The organism is Thalassoroseus sp. (assembly GCF_984380535.1).
This window is the reverse complement of the sequence record NZ_CFHRBF010000002.1, coordinates 429,329-448,260: the sequence shown is the minus strand read 5'-3', so window position 1 is coordinate 448,260 and position 18,932 is coordinate 429,329. Positions and strand designations below refer to the sequence as shown.

The window sequence follows — 18,932 nt, the reverse complement described above, 5'->3', positions numbered from 1 at the left end:
GCACTTATTGCAAAGCTTTTAGTTCGCGATTGGCACTGAGTTCCTCCGCTTCCATTCGCAATTCCTGGGCGACCGCGATCGCTCGCTGCCAGTGTCGAGTGGCCTGTTGTTTCTTTCCTTGGAACAATGCCCACCGTCCCTGCCAGAGTAAACTTCTCGCCTGCCCGATCGGAAAGACCTTGGCAAACGTTTGCATTCCGCGAAGCGCTTCGCGTACCGCGTTGTAGGTTTCCGAATCAGGGCGACTTTGTCGACGAGCATTCGCAATCCGGAATTCGATCACGGCGGAATAGGCATCTAACAGGTAATAGGCGGAAGGACGTCCAAGTTCTTGCAATTGCTGCCAAGTCCGGTCGGCGGCTTTCGCGGCGGTGTCCCAGTCGTCAAGTTGCAGACTGGCGACGGTCAGCACACCACGTGTCGTGGCTTCAGAGATAAAATCGCGATTCGTGCGGAAGCGATCTAACCCTTCTTTGGCCAACGCGGCGGCTGTTTCGGGGTCGCCAAGGCGAAGGGTATTCAAAGCGCGACCGCCGAATCCCCAGGCTTGTTGCAAAACATCGTCGCCTCGATGGGCAAATTGATCGAGGTCGGTCCAGATTTCGAGAGCGGTTCGATAGTCCCCGCGAAACAAGTAGGTCGCGCCCTCAATTGCGAACAAAGATCCTTGGTTCCGACGATCACCCAACCGCCGGTAGTGGTCTCGCGATTCCGCCACCGATTCTCGGGCAATCTCCCAATCGCCACGGCCGACATGATAAACCGCATTCAACAATGCGACCCAGCCTTGCGAGGGAAGATGTTGCGTGGCGTCGGCGGTTTGGCGAGCGGCTCGAAAGTGGGCTTCGGCCGAGCGTTTCAGTGGAACCAAGCCCAACGTCAGTCCCACCGTGGCACGTGCTCGTGCCAACTCTGGCGACGGCCCGGACTGTTCGGCAAGGTTGAGCATTCGCAAAGCGGAAAACAACATGGCGTTGGAGTCGTTCGCGAGATAACTCAACTCCATCAGCAAATCAAATCCACGAGCCGCTTCGAGAGTCGGCGATTCATCGGAGGCGACGGTCGTCGTCTTTTCGCGAGACAGTTTTACTGTTCGCAACGTCCAACGGAAGAGATGTCGTGCGACTTGCACTCCGATACGACCAGCTTCGCCCATCCGCGATGACGGCACGGGTTCGTCGAGTGCTTCGAGCCCCGCCAAACAATGTTGGCGACTTTCCGCAAGTTGTCCCAACCCGAAGCAGGCCTCACCGATCTGTCGTTCTAATCGAGCCGTCTGCAAAGCGGGAAGGGGAGTGACGTGCGTCTTCCAGTTTTCGAGGGCGTCGGAAAGAAACGATTTCGCTTCTCGATAAGCGGCGTTCTGCAACGCATATTCACCGGCAAGCTGTTGATACTCCCGGGTTTTTCGATCGTCTTCCGCACGTTGCCAATGATAAGCCAATAGCGGATAGGCATTTGCGAGCCCAACGGCTGGTTCACCGGAATCGACGAGACATTCGTAGAAAATCGCCACACTCTGATGGAGCCGCTGTCGTTGTTCCGACAACATTAGCCCGTACGCGACTTCCTGAATCAGGGCGTGTTTGAACGCGTGTGACGGTTCCGCACGACGCTCGGGAACCGTGATGTCACGTTGTTGTAACGTCTGCAGATAGTTCGGTAACAGTTCGCGTTTCGTTTCGATGGGATACGCCGAATGCACTACACGCAGTTCGAAGATTCGCCCGACGATGCTTGCCGTCTTGACCAGCATTTGCTGCTCTGGTGTAAGACGATCGAGTCGTCCACGAATCACACCTTGGACTGCTTCGGGAAATTCGAGTTCCTGAAGTTCGGTTGGCGAACATTGCAGGACAAGTTCGCCGTCTTCCACGCTGAGTCGCTCGGTATCGCGAAGAAGATGTGTCAGTTCCGCACAGTACAACGGATGACCTTCACTGCGTCCGTAAATCCAAGCGACGACTTCGTTGGGCACGGTTTCGGTCTGTAATTGATCGCAGATGAGGCGTTTGCAGTCGGAGTAGGAGAAGGCCCGCAAATCGATTTTTGCGACTTCCGTTGTGTTTCGTAGCGTGGTGTATTCTTCGGGGAGTTGATCGTCAAACGGTCGCGTGGCGACCACCAGCAGAATCGGCAATTGGTATCGTTTCATGACCCCGGTCAAAGTCCGCACGATGGCCCACGAAGCAGAATCGATCCACTGAGCGTCGTCTAAGATGAGCAACAAGGGATCTTGGGAGGCGGCGTAGCGGATGAGTTTGATCAGAATTCGTCTCGTGGTATCGGCACGAGCCGCTGCGGTCATTTGCTGCGTTGTCTCGGTCTCAGGCAACCCTAACGGCACGATTGCGTTCATCAGGGAGAGAAGTTCCGTCAGATCATCCTGGGATTCGAGGAACTCGTCGACGAGCAATTCTTCCGCGATCGATTGCCAACCGACGTACGGCAATGACTTCTCGATCGCGTTTCCTCCGCCGCGACACACCCGGATTTTTCGATCTTTTGCGAGTCGGATGAGTTCCGCGATCAGGAAACTCTTGCCGATACCCGCTTCGCCTTCGATGACGAGAGCAGCCGGAGAGCCGGTTTGGGCCAGTGTTTCGACTCGCTCTGTAAGGATTTCGAGTTCGGCCTGGCGTCCGACAAACGAAGGCGGTTTGGCAAATGTTCCGCTAAGTTGTTCGGCATCGGTCAACGGTTCGAAAGCGGCCACCGAACCCTGCTTGCCTTTGAGGTGCAAGGAAGTTTCCGGGCTAAACGGGACACGACCTTTGCATCTTCGACGTGTGGCTTCATCACAGAGAATCTGATTGTTCGTCGTAGCTTCCTGCATGAGTCGAGCGGCGAGATTCACGGCATCGCCAATGATGGTGTATTCGCGACGGCTTCGCGCTCCGACGGAACCACAAAACACACGACCGGTGGCAATGCCGATACCTGAACCCGGTTGGTCGAGGAACTCGCGAATGGCCATCGCGGTGCGAATCGCTCGACGGGGGTCATCTTCGTGAGAAAGCGGCGGCAACCCGAAGGCCGCGACCAACGTGACACCTTTATCATCGACCGACAGCTTGTTGACGCTGCCCTCATACCGATAAATGACCTGTTGCAACTCCAGTAACACGGCTTGGGCCGATTCGAGAGGGACTTGGGAATCCAACATGGGCAGATGAATGAACATCGCCGTAATCGTGCGGAGTTCCGCCAACCAATCGGTCAAACCCGAAGCCAAACGCGTGACCACCGCACCGGGGATAAACGCACGCAGAGCCCGTTCCATCGACGGCACCGTTTGCACACTCGCCGGTTCGCTTGTGGGTTCCGTGGGAGGAATCGAATCGAGCACGACGGTATGGTTTTCGCGAACCTTGCCGGGGAACTTGTCTTTGAGCGGTCGCCAAATCGTCTGGGAAACGGCAACGCATCCGGTATTGGCTCGCATTTCCGGGCCACAAAGGTATTGAAGCGGTTCGCCGAGAATCAACAGTTCCCAGCGTCCCAGACCGCCACCGAGTTCCAGCAGTCGAACGGGTCCGGCATGAACACTCATCCGCATCGCGAGTGACTCACCTTCGGCTTCGAATGGCGTGAGTTTGCGTTGCGCCATCAACGCACATTGCACGGCCCGATCAGACACGGATGACAACATATCACCGTCTCTGACTGGCCAAGCCGCTAACAACGCATCACCGGCGAACTTGACGACATCCCCGCCGTAACTTTCCACGACTGCGATCAGCTGGCCGAAGAATCGGTTGAGAATTCCTGTCAGTTTTTCTGTGCCGTCAGCGTCTTCTTGGGCGAGTTTTTCCGTCAGACGGGTGAAGCCGGCAATGTCGGCGAACATGAGAACGGCGGTGCCGGTTTGCTCCCGCGGTTCGTGCGGCGGAGCCGGGTCCAATCGGAACCGTTCGACCAAATGCCGTGGCACATAACTGGCGTAGGCTTCGAGAGGAACGACCATGAGACTCCGCACGTTGAGAATGAGACGATCCGATTGTAACCGTCCCGTTTTGCTCCCGCTATGACGCTGTCGTTCAGGAACGACTTCCCCGAGAAACGACTTCCCCGAGATTTGCCGCGTAGAATGGGCGTTCGAAATTCTGCACCCTTTGTTCCGTCCGCATTCAAAGCATACAATACGACTGACGCGAGACAATTGATTTGTTCAAGTGCCTGAGGAGTGTGTTCGTATGGGCGGATTAGTGTCCTCCCTCAACCAAGTCACGCTGTTCTGTTTCCTGGCGAGTTACGGAGTAACGCTGGGGTTGGAAGGCGTGCGGTTGATCCGTCAGTCGACTGTGAACCGGGTATTCATGCTGGGGTTCGCGGTTGCCGGTCTTGTCGCGCACACGGCATACCTGTTGGTGCGGTCTCAACACGCGAATTTGCCGCCGCTGCTCAGTTCCGTGCACGACTGGCTCCTCGTGCTCGCTTGGTTGGCCATGATGTTTTACGTGGTCTTGATGTCGCTCGATCGGGACGTCATCGTAGGACCTTTCCTTTTGCCGCTCGTGTTGGTGTTGATTACCGCCAGTGCGTTCGTGAAAACCACGCCGCAAGACTTGCTCGATGCGGAACGTGAATGGAAGATGTTGCACGCCTCGTTGTTGGTTCTCGGCATGGCCGGGGTCGCGTCGGCGTTTGTTTTGAGTTTGATGTACCTGGTTCAACACCGCCGATTGAAAACTGCCCAAACGATGAAGAACGGTCTGACGTTACCGAATTTGCAGAAACTCGCCCGCTGGAACTGGTGGGCCGTTGTCTTGGCAGTACCGTTGCTGACACTCGGCATGGCGACCGGTGTGGGTCTGATTCTTTCCTCGGAGAATGTTGCCCCGGAATCGTGGCTGAGTGATCCGGTGATCATCGGCAACAGTTTTGGTTGGTTGGTCATGATGGTGTTTTTTGTGTGGTTACTTACAACACGCAGACCGACCGGCAAACAGGTCGCATGGTTGACGCTGGGGGCCGGAGGGTTTTTGTTGGCAACGATTCTCAGTCTCTCGTTGCTGTCGGGCAGTGTGCTCGACACACAGCACGGCGGCGAACCCGTCGAGAGTTCGTTCCTCGTGGTCGGTGGTTGAGGAGAGCCGCCGATGCATTTACAAGTTGTCTACTGCAATCATCACACGGCCGATCTATCCGTACGAGAACGGTTGGCGTTCGCGACGGAAACACAAATTCAACGCGCCTACGAAGCACTCCGGAACCGATTTCCGACTTCGGAATTGGTCGTGGTGTCGACTTGCAATCGCGTTGAAGTTTACACCGCACAGGAAGAAACCGGGCCGACGCCGTCACGGGAGGACATTGCGCAATTCTTCAGTGAATTCCACAATGTTCCTTTGGATGTCTTCACCGACGACTTGCTACGACACGCCGGGCCAGAGGCGGTAAGGCATCTGTTTCAGGTGTGCTGCAGTCTTGACAGCATGGTGCTCGGCGAACCGCAAATCGTCAATCAGGTCAAAGAAGCCTATCGACGTGCCCAGGAAAACGACGCCTGCGGACCGCTCACGCGGGCTTTGTTCGAAGGTGCGATTCGTGTTTCCAAGCGGGTCCGTAGCGAAACTGGTGTCGAACGCGGGCGTGTTTCGATTGCGAGCGTTGCGGTCGGGGATTTCGGCAAAAGTATTTTCGATCGTTTCGATGACAAACTCGTGTTGATCGTCGGTGCCGGCGAGATGGCCGAGGAAACGCTGCGGTATCTCAAAGACGAGGGCGTGCGGGAAGTTGTCGTAATCAATCGTCATCCTGAGCGGGCTGCCAAATTAGCCGAGACGTGGGGCGGGATTGCTTGCGGAATGGATCAACTCCACACTTGGATGGCCAAAGCCGACGTGATCGTGAGTACGACCGGTGCGGATCGGCCGATTATGGATGTCGCCACGTTCCGGAAAATTCGTGAACAGTCCGATGGCAGGCCCGTGTTCATTCTCGACCTGGGAGCACCGCGAGACTTCGAACCTGGAATCGGGGGACTCGACGAGAACGTGTTCCTTTACGATATCGACCACCTCGAAGCCACTTGCGAACGGAACCGCAATGCTCGGGCGAAAGAGATCGAAAAAGCCGAACGGATCGTGCAGGACGAAACTGAAAAGTTCATGCACAGTATCTATCACCGGGCAACAGGGCCGATTATCCAGCGACTTCGCGACGACTGGCACGCCATCCGGCAGCAGGAAGTCGACCTACTCCTCGGCAAGTTGCCACACTTGACCGAGGCCGACCAGCAGGCGATTGAAAAAACCGTGGAACGGATCATCAACAAGCTGTTGCATCCGCCGCTATCGGTGCTGAAAGACGAAGCGAAAGCCGGCCCGCCGGACAGTTTGCTCAACGCACTCAAGCGACTATTCCATCTCAGCGAATAGTTCGCACGGCGCAGAAATGTGTTCAGCCTGCAAGCACGGTCCGCACAGCGGACCCTACTGTGTCTTTGGTGTTCTCGGCCAATTCAATACGAATGCCGCCGTGATGCACAACAGGACTTCCGCGCTGTTGATGATTTCCGACCAACGGTGGTAGCTCGTGAATTGACTTGGTTTCGGCCCGCCCGGAGGGCGGATCATCTCGACGAGCGGCGCGTAGATGTAATAGTAATCGACCGTCATCAACGCCAAGACAATTGTCACCAACCCAAGTGACAGTAGACTGCGGCGTTCTCCGACACTCGGGTGTCCGGTTGCGATGAGATTGAAAATCAATGCGAATACCAAAGTCGCGAATCCGCAGCCGTAATACGGGGGAAACCGCACATAGGCCAGTATGTCCTTGATTCGCGAATCGAACATTGGGGAGCGAATCTCGGTGACGGAAACAATCACGTACAAGATCGCTGCACCGCACCAGGCGGCTACCAAAAACCGAGCCATCATCAACGAAAAACTACGCATAAAGTCGAATACGGTTGAGAGAAAAGGTTTACAGAATCAACATCGCATCGCCATAACTGAAGAAGCGATAACGCTCGCGGACTGCCTCTGCGTAGGCCTCGCGGATCAAGTCTCGATCGGCAAACGCGGAGACCAGGACCAGCAATGAGGAACGTGGCAGATGGAAATTCGTCAGAAGTGCGTCGACAGCATGGAAGGTGGAACCCGGTCTGAGAAATAAATTGGTTTCACCTTCGAAAGCCTGGATCGATCCGTTTGCAGCGGCGGTTTCTAGTGTTCGTACGCTTGTTGTGCCCACCGCGACCACGCGATTGCCGGCCTTGCGAACAGCTCGCAACCGGTTCGCAGCTTCTTCGTCGATGGCACACCATTCGTGATGCATGACATGTTCGTCGAGCCGTTCCGTTTTGATTGGGCGAAACGTGCCGATGCCCACGTGCAGAGTCACATGCTCCAAACCGACTCCGTTGGACTGACAACGTGTGAGCAAGTCGTCTGTCAGATGCAGACCGGCGGTTGGAGCAGCGACCGAACCGGCATGACGTGCGTAGACGGTTTGGTAGCGTTCGAAATCTTTAGCGTCCGCAGTTTTTCGTTGCATGTACGGCGGCAACGGCATTGTGCCGAACCGATTGAGTAACGCAATCGCCGACTCATCACGCTCGCAACGCCAGATTTGTACGCCATCCTCCGCCCGCTCGACGAGCGTTAGTGCAAGTTGATCCCCAGCGGGGGCACGCTCCGGATGAATCGGTGTGATCGTCACGGATTCACCGTTCTGCAACCGTCCGCGAGTTTGCCCCATCAACCGCCAATTGCCGTCAGAGTTGGTGCTCAGAAACAATCCTTCCCAACGTCCGCCGGTGGCAGTGCGTGACCCGATCAACCGAGCCGGCAACACACGTGTATTGTTGACGACCAACGAATCACCGGGGTTCAAAAATTCCGGTAGATCACTGACCGTACGGTGTTCGAGTCGTCTGCGTTTTCGGTCGACGACCAACAATCGAGACGAATCTCGTTCGGGCAACGGGTGGCTGGCAATCAACTCCGTCGGTAGATCGTAGTCGTAATCGGAAAGTTGGTCCATGAGCAGGCAAATGGCAGGAAGACGGAGACGGAATTCGCACCAGTATACTGTAACTTCCGTCCGCCGTGATTAGAATCGCCGCATGTCACAAGCTTCTTCGCCGAAAACATCGCCACACCGCATTGCGTTTTGCATTACCGAGTTGGATCGGGGCGGGGCGGAAAATGCGTTGGTTCAACTCGTCCGAGGTTTGGACCGGCAAACTTGGCAGCCGCTCGTGCTGTGTTTGTCTGGAGAGGGGGAATTGGTCGATGAACTCCGCGAAGCTGGTGTCGATGTCGAGTGTCTCGGAGTTCGGCATCGTGCCGACGTGCGGGTTCTTTGGCGACTGGTGAAAACACTCCGCCGGTTTCGTCCTGAGATTCTGCAGACTTGGTTATATCACGCGAATATCGCGGGACGTCTTGCGGCCAAGTTTGCACGGGTTCCATACGTGGTGTCCGGGATTCGGGTCGCGGAGCGTCGCAGCCAATTTCGACTTCGCCTCGATCGTTGGACCGATTTCCTGGTCGATAAGCATGTGTGTGTCAGTCAGAGCGTTGCCGAGTTTTCGGCAGATGTCGGTGGGTTACCATCGCGGAAACTTCTTGCCATTCCGAACGGTGTCGACTGGGACCGATTCGCTCACGCCCCGGTTGCTGATCTTACCGACGTGGGAATTCCGGCGGACTCGCGGGTGTTGTTGTTCGTAGGGCGGCTCGATCCGCAGAAAAATCCCGGTTTGTTGTTGCAAGCCTTCGCGGGACTGGCGACGGATTTCCCAGACGTGCAACTTGTCTTCGTTGGCCAGGGAGCGCTCGAGACCGAATTACGAGACCAAACACAATCGCTTGATTTGGAACATCGCGTCCGGTTCCTCGGCAACCGCACTGACATTCCAGAGTTGATGCATCGGGCGTCGGCATTGGTTCTGCCCTCGCGATGGGAAGGGATGCCAAATGTGGTGTTAGAAGCACATGCGGCAGGGGTTCCGGTTGTTGCAACGAATGTCGATGGTGTTCAAGAGATCACATCTTCTGGCCTAACTGGGCTGCTGTTTGAAAACGAGGATCTCTCAGGTTGCCAGTCCTCGATTATCGAAATTCTTAGGAATCAACAGGATGCAATGCGAATGGCTCATACGGCGCAAACTATTTCGCGAGAGCAGTTTACGTGGCATACATTCGTGAAGCGCTACGATGCCCTCTATCGAAAACTCGCTGGAATCACATGAACGTTTCGTTTGTGTTCGCTGATTTCGCATGGCCTTCAAAAAATCTTAAAATTGCTCCAATCTGAGTCTGGATAACAACCTACGCAACGTTGCCGCACGCAATCGGCACGTCCGCCGAACTCGCTTGCTTGACGGCGTGTTTGGGATTTGTAGAGTGTTCACCAGCGGTCGGTTTTCAACAGGTTAGACACATCTCGATGACTGACTGTCCCAACCTACACATAATTCGTTTCGTTGATGTTGCACTCTCGTTCTCGTACCCGCGTGACGTGTACGGGGGCGGTCCGTTTTGCGAGATGAGTCCATCAGAAGTTTTCAGGTGTGCACGCCAGGGATTGGCGATTTTAAATGGGTGACGATTGACGGCCCCCGTCTGTTTTCGTCCATTTGCCTCGTACGGCGGAACGGATTCCGTCAGAGGCTTTTCTCGTTATTTCGCCCAACCCATCCGAAGGCTGTCGAGCGACGGTTTCCAAATCGAGACCTACCAGTTACGATTTGAACTCCCTGGATTCGCGACCCGCTTCGATCGCGAGTTTGCTCCTAATTTGAAAAGCTCGACAGAATTCGCATGCTGGAAGTCGTTCAACAGAATCTCTATGACTTCCCCAAATACTACGACCTCGTGTTCGGGTCGGATTGGGCCGCGGAGTTTCGGTTTCTACTTGGGTGTTTCGAGCGGTATTCGAACCGTCCGATCAAACGTCTTATCGAACCGGCTTGTGGCACAGGGCGATTGCTCGTTCGTTTGGCTGCTCGCGGGTACGAGACTGCCGGCTTGGATCTCAACGAGAAAGCCGTCGAGTTCTGCAACGCACGTTTTGCCCGCAATGGTTACGGTTCTCCCGCGATTGTGGGGGACATGAGTGACTTTCGGCTGAGCGATTTTGGCACCCGCACGCTTTTTCACGCAGCCTTTAACCCGATCAATAGTTTTCGGCATCTCCTCAGTGAGAAAGAAGCCGCGAACCACCTCCGATGTGTCGCGGATGTCCTCCGCAAAGGCGGGTTGTATCTCTTAGGGTTGCATCTGAAACCGATTGAAGGGGATGCGATTACCGATGAGGCTTGGTCTGCCCGGCGGGGGCACTTAGCGGTCAATTCGTATCTTTGGTCTAAAGGCGTCGACGAGAAAAAACGCGAAGAACGCATCGGTATGACCTTCGATGTCTACACTCCGACACGGCAATTTCAAATTCAGGATGAAACGATCTTTCGCACCTACACTGCCAAGCAGATGCAGAAGTTGATCGAAAAATCTGGATGTTGGGATATTCTCGACACTTACGATTTCACCTACGACTTGAAACGCCCGATTACCGTTGGACCCACCAGCGAAGACGTCGTGTATGTGCTTCGGAAACGGTAAACGCACGGTTGTTGCGACAATTAACTATCGCGCGAAACGAGTCGGCTGATTGCTTGGTTACTGCCAAAGGCGAACAAGCTGTCCCCGGCTTGAATCGAAGCGGTTCCCGGTGGAGGCATCAACCGTTCGCCACTTGCCCGGCGAATGCCCACGATCATTACGCCGCGTTCTCGTAAGTCGGTTTCCATCAATCGCTGACCGACGTAGGGGCTCGACTCGTCGATCTGGACATCGGCAAGTTCCAATTCGTTGCCATGATTGTCGGCGACCTCCAGAAAGTCTTCAATAGCCGGGTTCAGCATGAATCGGGCCATTTTCATCGCTCCGGTTGTGAACGGACTGACAACCCGGTTCGCGCCGGCACGTTCTAACTTGAGAACCGCTTTCTCTGTGCTGGCACGCGCAATGATCTGGATTTTTGCCGAGTTCATCCGAGCGGACAGTGTGACATAGACGTTGTCTGCGTCCGTCGGCAACACCGTTGCCAAAGCAGATGCCCGTTCAATGCCGGCGTTCTGCAAGACGCCGTCGTCCGTAGCGTCTCCTTGGACATATAACCAACCATTGTCGGCACACGTGGCATCCAGCACGGATTCATCGATGTCGACCACAACGAATGGCAGTCCTCGTTGATAGAGTTGCCAAGCGATGATTTCACCCATCCGCCCCAAACCACAGATGATGTAGTGGTTCTTCATCCTGGCCAATTCGCGTTCCATTCTCCGCCTTTCAAGCAGTTGCCCCATTTGAACGTTGACGATCCAACCGCCAATTTGCGACGCGCAATAGGTGAAAACTCCGATCCCCACAATCAGGTAACATACGATAAACAGTCGACCGGTTTGTCCCAACTCGACCGTTTCTGCGAACCCCACCGTGGTGAGGGTAATGATCGCCATGTAGAAACAGTCGAACCAACTGGCATCCGGAACAACCAGCTTGAGTCCCACTGTTCCGGCGACGGTCAGCAGCAACAGCATCACCGCAACCGTGAGAATCCCCGAAGAGAAATTTGTTCTTCGGGTTCGGAGTCGCGGGTACCGGCGATCGGCGCGGGGAACTGGATTCATAGCCGTCGACGCTCGAGAGGGCAGCCGATCTGGAGGGAAATGGATACACAGACGGTGGTCCACGACATCATGGTATCGAGTCTCGCTCGGCTTTAGAGAGTGGGTATTCACTAATCGGCAAACCGAGACGATGCACCTCACGCAGACGTCGCCAACCGCGTGTCACCAATTCTTCCTGCTGCCGAACCGATTCCACGTCGAGTTCCGCTTTATTGAATGGACCGTCGACCACAACGGGGTCAAATGCCGGATCGACAATGAACTGCGCCTGTGTCGGGTTGCAGCGGATGTGTCGTTCCGAACCGGACAGTAACGCCCGGGAATCGATCTCGCCCAGAACGTAACGCAAGTATAGGTCGCTTTCGATGATGTTCTTCACTTCACCACCGCACACGTCGCAAAGGTAGCCTTCGTCACACCGTGCCATCGGAAATTAGTTATCCCTTGGAAAGGCTGTTCGGGCCTGCCGAACTCAATTTGCAGGAAGAATTGCAAGATCGCACGCTTCTCTCCCTTTTGCAAGGTTGCGGGGAGAGTCTAAGATAAGTGAGGCATTCCGCCGCGCGACTTGCGTCGGGGATTGCTGCCCCGATTAGGAATTCCATCCGTTTGCGTTTTGATTGTTCGATTCATCATGCCTGAGACCCAAGATTTACACGTTCGAGATACCGTGCCCCTCATCTCGCCTCGCGATCTGAAGACCGAACTTCCGGCGAGCGACAGGCATTATGACGGTGTCGACACGGCTCGTGCGGACATCAAGCGAATTCTGGCGGGTGAAGACCGTCGGCTGATTGTCGTGGTGGGCCCGTGTTCGATTCACAATCGACAATCCGGGTTGGAATATGCCCGGAAGTTGAAGTCACTTTCGGACCATGTTGCCGATCGGATGGTTCTGGTGATGCGGGTTTACTTCGAAAAACCACGAACCACGGTGGGGTGGAAGGGGTTGATCAATGATCCGCATCTCAACGACACCTTCGATATCGGGTTAGGGCTGCGACGAGCCCGTGAGATTCTTCTGGAAATCGCCGATTTAGGATTGCCCGCCGCAACGGAGATGCTCGAACCGATTACGCCGCAATACATCGCGGACCTGGTATCGTTGGCATCGATCGGGGCCCGTACTACAGAATCCCCCACACACCGCCAAATGGCGAGTGGTCTGTCCATGCCGGTGGGGTACAAGAACGGCACCGACGGCGATTTGGATGTGGCCATCAATGCAATGCGAGCGGCTCGAGCCGAACACTCGTTTCTGGGCATCGACGCTGAGGGCAAAACATGTATCGTGCAGACCACCGGTAATCCAGATGGGCATTTGATCTTACGCGGTGGTCGGTCCGGTCCGAATTACTCCGAGAGACATCTTCAGGATGCCACCGAAAGACTCGCAGCGGCCAACTTGCCCTCGCGGTTCATGGTCGATTGTAGCCACGCGAATTCCGATAAGGATTACCGCAAACAGGGTGATGTATGGCGGAACGTGCTTGCGCAGCGGATCGCGGGCAATGACACTGTCATTGGTATGATGCTCGAAAGCAATCTCTTCGCGGGTAATCAAAAGCTGGATGATCCGGCTAATCTCGAATACGGGATTTCGATCACCGACGGCTGCATCGGTTGGGACGAAACCGAGGACATCATCTCAGCAGCTTACGAAGAACTAGCGAACGAGCCCGCTCCCGTCGGCTAGTTTTGTTCGCTATTGATAGTAGCGGCGATGTGAGAACTCGACATGGTCACGTGAATTAAGAACTCGATGGCATACCATTGCATGCCATCGAGTTCTTTCTCGTTTGAGTCGAATTCGTTTCAATTACAATTGCTCTAACTTTCAGCCCGCTCCTGAGAGTGGGAACATAAGTTCGTTCGGCTCGTCGATCTTGATCTCGGCCTTAAGTTCCGTCATGTCTGGGCGACTGTACTTGCCAGGCAGTGTCTCACGAGCCATGCCAGCGGCCTTAAGTTGATCGACATCTTCATCCTCAATTGCATTCCCTTGTTGATCGACTACCTTCGAAATCACGATTTTATAAGTCCCAGGTGATAGCGTTTCGCCAGTCGTGGGATGTGGTTCGATGATGAACATTCCAGATTCGTTTGTCTTGACTGTGGCGGCTCGGCTCTGTGGATCATTCGGTAGCAACCTAACGACTGCCCCGGGCAAGGGTGTGTCGTCTAAAGTAACCACCCCTGAAACATCGGGTGCCGCGGGGTTACTACTACCACACCCATAAGTGTTAAAGACAACTCCGGCTAACAGCACAAGACGTGCAATTTGCTGTGGTCGCATTTTTCGTAATTCTCAACTTAGAGTAGTGCAAGCAGATGTGAAATCTTCGGTACTGATCCTTATTCGAACTCAACAACTTCACCACCATCTGGCGTTTGCATATAGCGGAACGTCAAGTAGTTGATGCTGTCATTCACTAAGCGAACCGAACCATCAAGCATCACGAAGTTCGTTCCGCCTGGATGGTTGCTTCCGAAGCCCCAAGCATACTGACATTTGCGGTTGGCGTTTCCGGAACAATTGCCATAGGGGTAATTCGGCGTGAAGTTGCTGTAATAGCCACGCCCGTGAACCGCGGTGTGAGTCCCTGCACCCCAGTATGGCCCGTAACTTGAACTGGTATGCAACTGTTTCGATTCACCAATGCCGAGTGTATTGCTCGTGCCATCAATGATTTTTCCAAGGGCGGCGGCACCGTCATTGCCGAAAGCGCCCCGTGCTGTCGATGACTTTTGATCCCAGGGGGCATCATAGTCAGTGTATGCTCCGGTGCTAAAAAGATAGTTGCTCCGGCGAAGGTCTTCACGTTCATAAAATCCCGTTCCACCAGCACCCGAGTTGACTGTCGGTGGTTCGTTGTCTGAAGGGCATGCGTAGACCTTGATCAGTGTGGATGCCACCGCACGGTTCGGGTTGGGGTCAGGGTCTGGACCAGTTGGAATACCGTAAGGACTCGAAGTGCTGGCAACGTACTGGTAGTCGTATTGTTCAAACAAGTTGTTTTGCTCGAGGTAAGGGAGCATCGCGACGAAGCCCGTGTGGTTATAGACTTGATAAGTCTGACCGGTGTAGTCGACTTCTGGTCCCTTGTAAGGCGTGGCATTGGAGTTGTTGTAGCGACCGGAATGAATGAGGGCTGCGGGTAGCCGTCCGTGAGTATCATTGAAGTTGTGAAGAGCCAAACCCATTTGCTTGAGGTTGTTCTTGCATTCGGTTCTCCGTGCCGCCTCGCGTGCCTGCTGAACTGCGGGTAAAAGCAACGCGATGAGGATTGCGATAATTGCAATCACGACCAATAACTCAATAAGCGTGAATCCAAATCGTTGTCGACGCATGCCTAGTCCTCTTGGAAAAATAGAGTCCAATAAGATGAGATGAGTTCGAGCGCAACGGTACTGTCGAAACCGTACAGAAATTAATCAGAATGAGTGGCAGAACGCCGAGGGAAGTCGAAAGCAAATCGCATGCCGCTGTGTTGATGTAAAGCGACATCGCTGATAAATCGACGATACCCAACGACTTTAAAGTCTCTTTAGAGCCTCGAAAGGGATTTGAAGAGGCTATGTTTGACCCGTGGTTAAGCACTCATGCGACATTAACAAGCATCTTCAGTGGCTGTCGCTCAGGTGGACGACGTTGAAATCCCGGTTGGCGAACGTTAAGACTGACTAGGGTTTTGATTTCAACACTTGCATCTCTGCAGAGTCTTCGATCGTGTCCTCGAAACAGTCAACAACGCATCGTTATCACAAGCAGACTTTATTCGCAGGACTCGGCGAAGACGGGCAACTTGCTTTGCAGAAAAGTCGCGTGCTGATTTGTGGGTGCGGTGCGTTAGGAAGTGTGCTTTCGGATGCATTAGTTCGGGCCGGCGTGGGGACGGTGCGAATCGTCGATCGCGACTTTGTCGAGATCAGCAACCTCCAGCGACAGGTCCTATTTGATGAGGATGACATCGCGGAGCAACTTCCGAAGGCGATTGCTGCAGAGAGAAAGCTGCGTCGGATTAATCGTGATGTCGAAGTGGAGGGCATTGTTGCCGACATCGATCATACGAACATCTTGAAGTTCGCCAATGATGTCGATCTGATTCTCGATGGCACCGACAATTTCGAAGTGCGATTCTTGATGAACGATGCCTCACACGCCACCGGTTTGCCTTGGGTTTATGCAGGCGTCATCGGAAGTCACGGGCAGACGATGCCGATTTTCCCAGGCAAGACTGGCTGCTTGCGATGCTTGATCGAGTCGGTCCCAGCTCCCGGTACGACTGAAACCTGTGACACGGCTGGTGTGATCGGCCCGGCGGTCAACGTGGTCGCATCGCTCGAAGCAGTGACGGCGATGAAGATTTTAGCGGGCGGCCCGGAAGCTGTTGAACCGAAACTTACGATTGTCGACGTCTGGGAAGGCACCTTGCGACAGATGAACGTCGCAGACCTGCGTGAGACATCGAATTGCCCGGCATGTCACGAAGGCAAACGAGAATGGCTCGACGGAAAGCAGGGAGCGGAAAGCACCGTGCTTTGCGGGCGGAACTCGGTGCAAGTCTCGCCGCCGAATTCGGAAAGTCCGGATTTCGAACGTCTGAAAGAACGGTTACAGGGCGTGGGTTCGGTGAGTGCCAACAAATTCTTGCTGCGACTGAAATTGAACTCGCCTGATTATGAGGTGACAGTCTTCCGCGATGGTCGTGCCATCATTCAGGGCACGGAAGACCCAGCCGTCGCGCGGGGAATCTACGCGAGATATATCGGGACTTAAAAAAGCTTTCGGCGTGACGAACTTTCGCAAAATGCGGAACTGTTCCAAGCCGACTGCTATTTCACTTCATCAATGGGATCTGCTTCTTCGGAGACAAGTTGCTCCTCTGTCGATTCCGGTGCGAGCTTGCCCGATTTCAAGTCTTCAAGAAGATTGAAAACAATACTTGCGGGGACGCTGTAAGACTCAATGCGTCCGGCACGAGCGATGTTGATCCCCACGACATTCCCGGAAAGATCTAAAACCGGCCCGCCACATTCCTGTGGCTCTAACACGGAATCGTGTTGGATGACGGCTGGGAACCCAGTGCGACGTCGGCTCAGTTTGCCACCCATACGGTTTTGGAAGCGTTGTCGATCAAACAGCAAACGCGGCTCAGCCTGTCCCAACTTAGCGCGAATGGTGAGGGATTTGTCGTTCCGCATCACTTCCAGAGTAATCGTTTCACCAGGCCGGTGACTACCAATGACGGATGCCAACGCATCAGCCGATTGAACCAACTGGCCGGCAACCTGCGAAACAACGTCTCCCACACGCAGACCAGCCCGCTCGGCACCGCTATTGGGGTAGACCGTAGTAATTTGCGTATGGCCGTTGGGGGCATCTTCGATACCGATCCCCAAAATCCCACGGGCCGGCGGAAGTTTTCGCAGTGGAACGCTGACAACACCGACAGACGTCGGGGAATCATCCATCCCGGCACTGACAAACCACTGACCCGCTTCGACAGCACCTTCAGTTGCCAGGTTCACCGCCGAAAGGTTGTCAGCATCGATTTTGATCATGGCTAAATCGTAGTCGTCATCAATACCGATCAAGTCGGCGGGATATGTCTTACCGTTGCGAAGTTCGACTTCGATATCACCTCGCAGTTCGCTGGCTTTCGTAATGATGTGGCCTTGGGAATCCACAATCGTCCCCAACGCCCGTTGACGTTCGCCAGATAGCACACGAACGACCGATCGATTGACATCAGCCACCACTTGGCTGAACGCGCTGCGAAACGCGGGAGCGTTTTTATAGAACGCCGGACGCAAGGCCTCCTCGGCTGTGACGAACGTCGGGCAGAGTAACAAACCCGCGAGCACTAACACGGATTGAAACAAACGTCGCCAAGCTGAGATCTGAAGGCTGGGTCGCGAAACCATAGGTTTATTCCAAATGTAGCCGTTGCAGTGTGATGTCGGAATCGAATTATTGATGGTGGGAACCGTTCGTCCAGTCGCGTTATTCGGCCGCTACCCGTCGACCGGTCAAAGTCACCGAGATGATCCGTTTCTCGTCGCCTCGGATAATTTCGAGCGCGACTTTGTCCTTCGGTTGGTAACGTCGAATACGGTTGGCCAAACTATTGAAACCTGTGACCGGATTTCCATCCACGCTGACAACAATGTCACCTTCTAACAAACCCGCTTCCGCAGCGGGTGTGTCTTCACCGATGACGGTAATCAATACGCCTTCCGAGTGGTCATCGCCACCGACCCCAAGATAGGCGACTTCCACCATATCGGCTGCCAAGTCGAACGGTTGGCCGGCGACCAACTTATCCCAGTTTTTCTGATAGAGTTCCACCGGCACATGGAAATTCCAGCTAGTTCGTTCGCCGATTCGACTGTGGATTCCGATCACTTCGCCGTTCAAGTCGAATAGCGGTCCGCCAGAGTCCCCACCGATCAGGGTACAGTCCGACTGCAAGACTTGACGGTATTTCAGCAGCACACGACCTACACGGAGAACGGGCGGGCGATCTGCTTGATACCCACCTGGGTGCCCCAATGACAAACACCAGTCTCCCACCCGCACGGCATCGGAATCACCCATTTTGACGGCGGGCCATTTTCCGGGTTTGTTGATCTTGATGAGTGCGGTATCACTTTTGGCATTGAGTCCGAGGGAGGTCCCGGAAACTTCTTGGCCGTCGGACAGGGTAATCACGACCGAACGTCCGCTACCGCCCACAACGTGAGCTGCCGTCAGAACATAACCGTCTTCGCTGACAATCACTCCGCTACCTTGTGACGGCCCAACCTGGACACCCACCGTGCTTGTCATCACTTTCTTCGTGACATCGCGGACGGCTTTTTCGAGTGTCCGCAGATCGTCGATCGACTCCGGAAGCAACTTCCGATAGACCGTGACGACTTCCTCAGCTTGAAGCGTCGAGGAGTTTCCGGCGAAGAAGGGCAGACCGCTTGCCAGTGTGACGGCGAAAACAAGCGTCGTTCGAAGCATACAAATTCCCTTATTCATTCAGCCGGCATACCAGTAACGTGGGGCCGATCGAGTGATGTCGCAATTGGTCAACATACTACGTTAAACGTCTCCACTAGCGTTTGACAACTATTTTCCAGAGTTGTTACGCGTCGAGCGGAAAAAATACGACCCATCAACGAATTTGAATTCTGTCATTTTCAGCCGACACTTGGAGCGATGAAGCATTGTTGGTGTGGTTTTATGTTCACATGTTTTGAGGCTCGCGTTTCGCTTGGCATTGACCGGTTTGCG

At 54.5% G+C, this 18,932-nt stretch carries 15 protein-coding genes; 6 read left to right on the top strand and 9 right to left on the bottom strand.

Annotation, left to right across the window (positions count from 1 at the left end; genetic code table 11):
• Positions 1-4 precede the first annotated feature (4 nt).
• Complete coding sequence (locus AC5DDB_RS04115; RefSeq protein ID WP_491738407.1) at positions 5-3,967, bottom strand: AAA family ATPase; 3,963 nt, start codon at positions 3,965-3,967, stop codon at positions 5-7.
• 229 nt (positions 3,968-4,196) lie between these two features.
• On the opposite strand from AC5DDB_RS04115, the gene ccsA reads away from it, so the two are divergent.
• Complete coding sequence (gene ccsA / locus AC5DDB_RS04110) at positions 4,197-5,090, top strand: cytochrome c biogenesis protein CcsA (RefSeq protein WP_491738406.1); 894 nt, start codon at positions 4,197-4,199, stop codon at positions 5,088-5,090.
• Positions 5,091-5,102: 12 nt separating this feature from the next.
• Positions 5,103-6,383 (top strand): glutamyl-tRNA reductase, encoded by a 1,281-nt coding sequence (gene hemA, locus AC5DDB_RS04105; RefSeq protein WP_491738405.1) that lies wholly within the window; start codon positions 5,103-5,105, stop codon positions 6,381-6,383.
• 54 nt (positions 6,384-6,437) lie between these two features.
• On the opposite strand, the gene AC5DDB_RS04100 is transcribed toward hemA, so the two are convergent.
• Together AC5DDB_RS04100 and queA are read right to left on the bottom strand one after the other, a co-directional pair.
• A complete protein-coding gene (locus tag AC5DDB_RS04100) occupies positions 6,438-6,905 on the bottom strand; it encodes a hypothetical protein (protein ID WP_491738404.1) in 468 nt (155 codons plus the stop codon).
• Between the two features lie 28 nt (positions 6,906-6,933).
• Positions 6,934-7,995 (bottom strand): tRNA preQ1(34) S-adenosylmethionine ribosyltransferase-isomerase QueA, encoded by a 1,062-nt coding sequence (gene queA, locus AC5DDB_RS04095; RefSeq protein WP_491738403.1) that lies wholly within the window; start codon positions 7,993-7,995, stop codon positions 6,934-6,936.
• 82 nt (positions 7,996-8,077) lie between these two features.
• Between queA and AC5DDB_RS04090 the strand changes: the two genes are divergently transcribed.
• Both AC5DDB_RS04090 and AC5DDB_RS04085 read left to right on the top strand, forming a co-directional pair.
• Positions 8,078-9,208, top strand: coding sequence for a glycosyltransferase (locus tag AC5DDB_RS04090; protein ID WP_491738402.1), 1,131 nt, complete (start codon positions 8,078-8,080; stop codon positions 9,206-9,208).
• A 574-nt stretch (positions 9,209-9,782) separates the two neighbouring features.
• Positions 9,783-10,577: a class I SAM-dependent methyltransferase gene (locus AC5DDB_RS04085; protein ID WP_491738522.1), complete on the top strand. Its 795-nt coding sequence runs from the start codon at positions 9,783-9,785 to the stop codon at positions 10,575-10,577.
• 20 nt (positions 10,578-10,597) lie between these two features.
• On the opposite strand, the gene AC5DDB_RS04080 is transcribed toward AC5DDB_RS04085, so the two are convergent.
• Together AC5DDB_RS04080 and AC5DDB_RS04075 are read right to left on the bottom strand one after the other, a co-directional pair.
• Positions 10,598-11,557 carry a potassium channel family protein gene (locus AC5DDB_RS04080; RefSeq protein WP_491738401.1) on the bottom strand — a complete coding sequence of 320 codons (960 nt, stop codon included), beginning with the start codon at positions 11,555-11,557 and terminating at the stop codon, positions 10,598-10,600.
• Positions 11,558-11,714: 157 nt separating this feature from the next.
• On the bottom strand, positions 11,715-12,074 hold the full coding sequence (locus AC5DDB_RS04075) for a hypothetical protein (RefSeq protein ID WP_491738400.1): 360 nt from the start codon (positions 12,072-12,074) through the stop codon (positions 11,715-11,717).
• 207 nt (positions 12,075-12,281) lie between these two features.
• Here AC5DDB_RS04075 and AC5DDB_RS04070 point away from each other — a divergent pair, with 207 nt between their 5' ends.
• Positions 12,282-13,343: a 3-deoxy-7-phosphoheptulonate synthase gene (locus AC5DDB_RS04070; RefSeq protein WP_491738399.1), complete on the top strand. Its 1,062-nt coding sequence runs from the start codon at positions 12,282-12,284 to the stop codon at positions 13,341-13,343.
• Positions 13,344-13,484: 141 nt separating this feature from the next.
• Here the strand turns inward: AC5DDB_RS04070 and AC5DDB_RS04065 are convergent, their stop codons facing one another.
• Together AC5DDB_RS04065 and AC5DDB_RS04060 are read right to left on the bottom strand one after the other, a co-directional pair.
• Positions 13,485-13,943 (bottom strand): carboxypeptidase-like regulatory domain-containing protein, encoded by a 459-nt coding sequence (locus tag AC5DDB_RS04065; RefSeq protein WP_491738398.1) that lies wholly within the window; start codon positions 13,941-13,943, stop codon positions 13,485-13,487.
• Between the two features lie 59 nt (positions 13,944-14,002).
• On the bottom strand, positions 14,003-14,998 hold the full coding sequence (locus tag AC5DDB_RS04060; protein WP_491738397.1) for a DUF1559 domain-containing protein: 996 nt from the start codon (positions 14,996-14,998) through the stop codon (positions 14,003-14,005).
• Between the two features lie 379 nt (positions 14,999-15,377).
• Between AC5DDB_RS04060 and AC5DDB_RS04055 the strand changes: the two genes are divergently transcribed.
• Positions 15,378-16,427, top strand: a complete 1,050-nt coding sequence (locus AC5DDB_RS04055) for a ThiF family adenylyltransferase (RefSeq protein ID WP_491738396.1) — start codon at positions 15,378-15,380, stop codon at positions 16,425-16,427.
• A gap of 56 nt (positions 16,428-16,483) precedes the next feature.
• On the opposite strand, the gene AC5DDB_RS04050 is transcribed toward AC5DDB_RS04055, so the two are convergent.
• Both AC5DDB_RS04050 and AC5DDB_RS04045 read right to left on the bottom strand, forming a co-directional pair.
• On the bottom strand, positions 16,484-17,575 hold the full coding sequence (locus AC5DDB_RS04050; protein WP_491738395.1) for a S1C family serine protease: 1,092 nt from the start codon (positions 17,573-17,575) through the stop codon (positions 16,484-16,486).
• Positions 17,576-17,654: 79 nt separating this feature from the next.
• Entirely contained in the window at positions 17,655-18,659 is a 1,005-nt protein-coding gene (locus AC5DDB_RS04045; protein ID WP_491738394.1) for a S1C family serine protease, read from the bottom strand.
• Between the last annotated feature and the right edge of the window lie 273 nt (positions 18,660-18,932).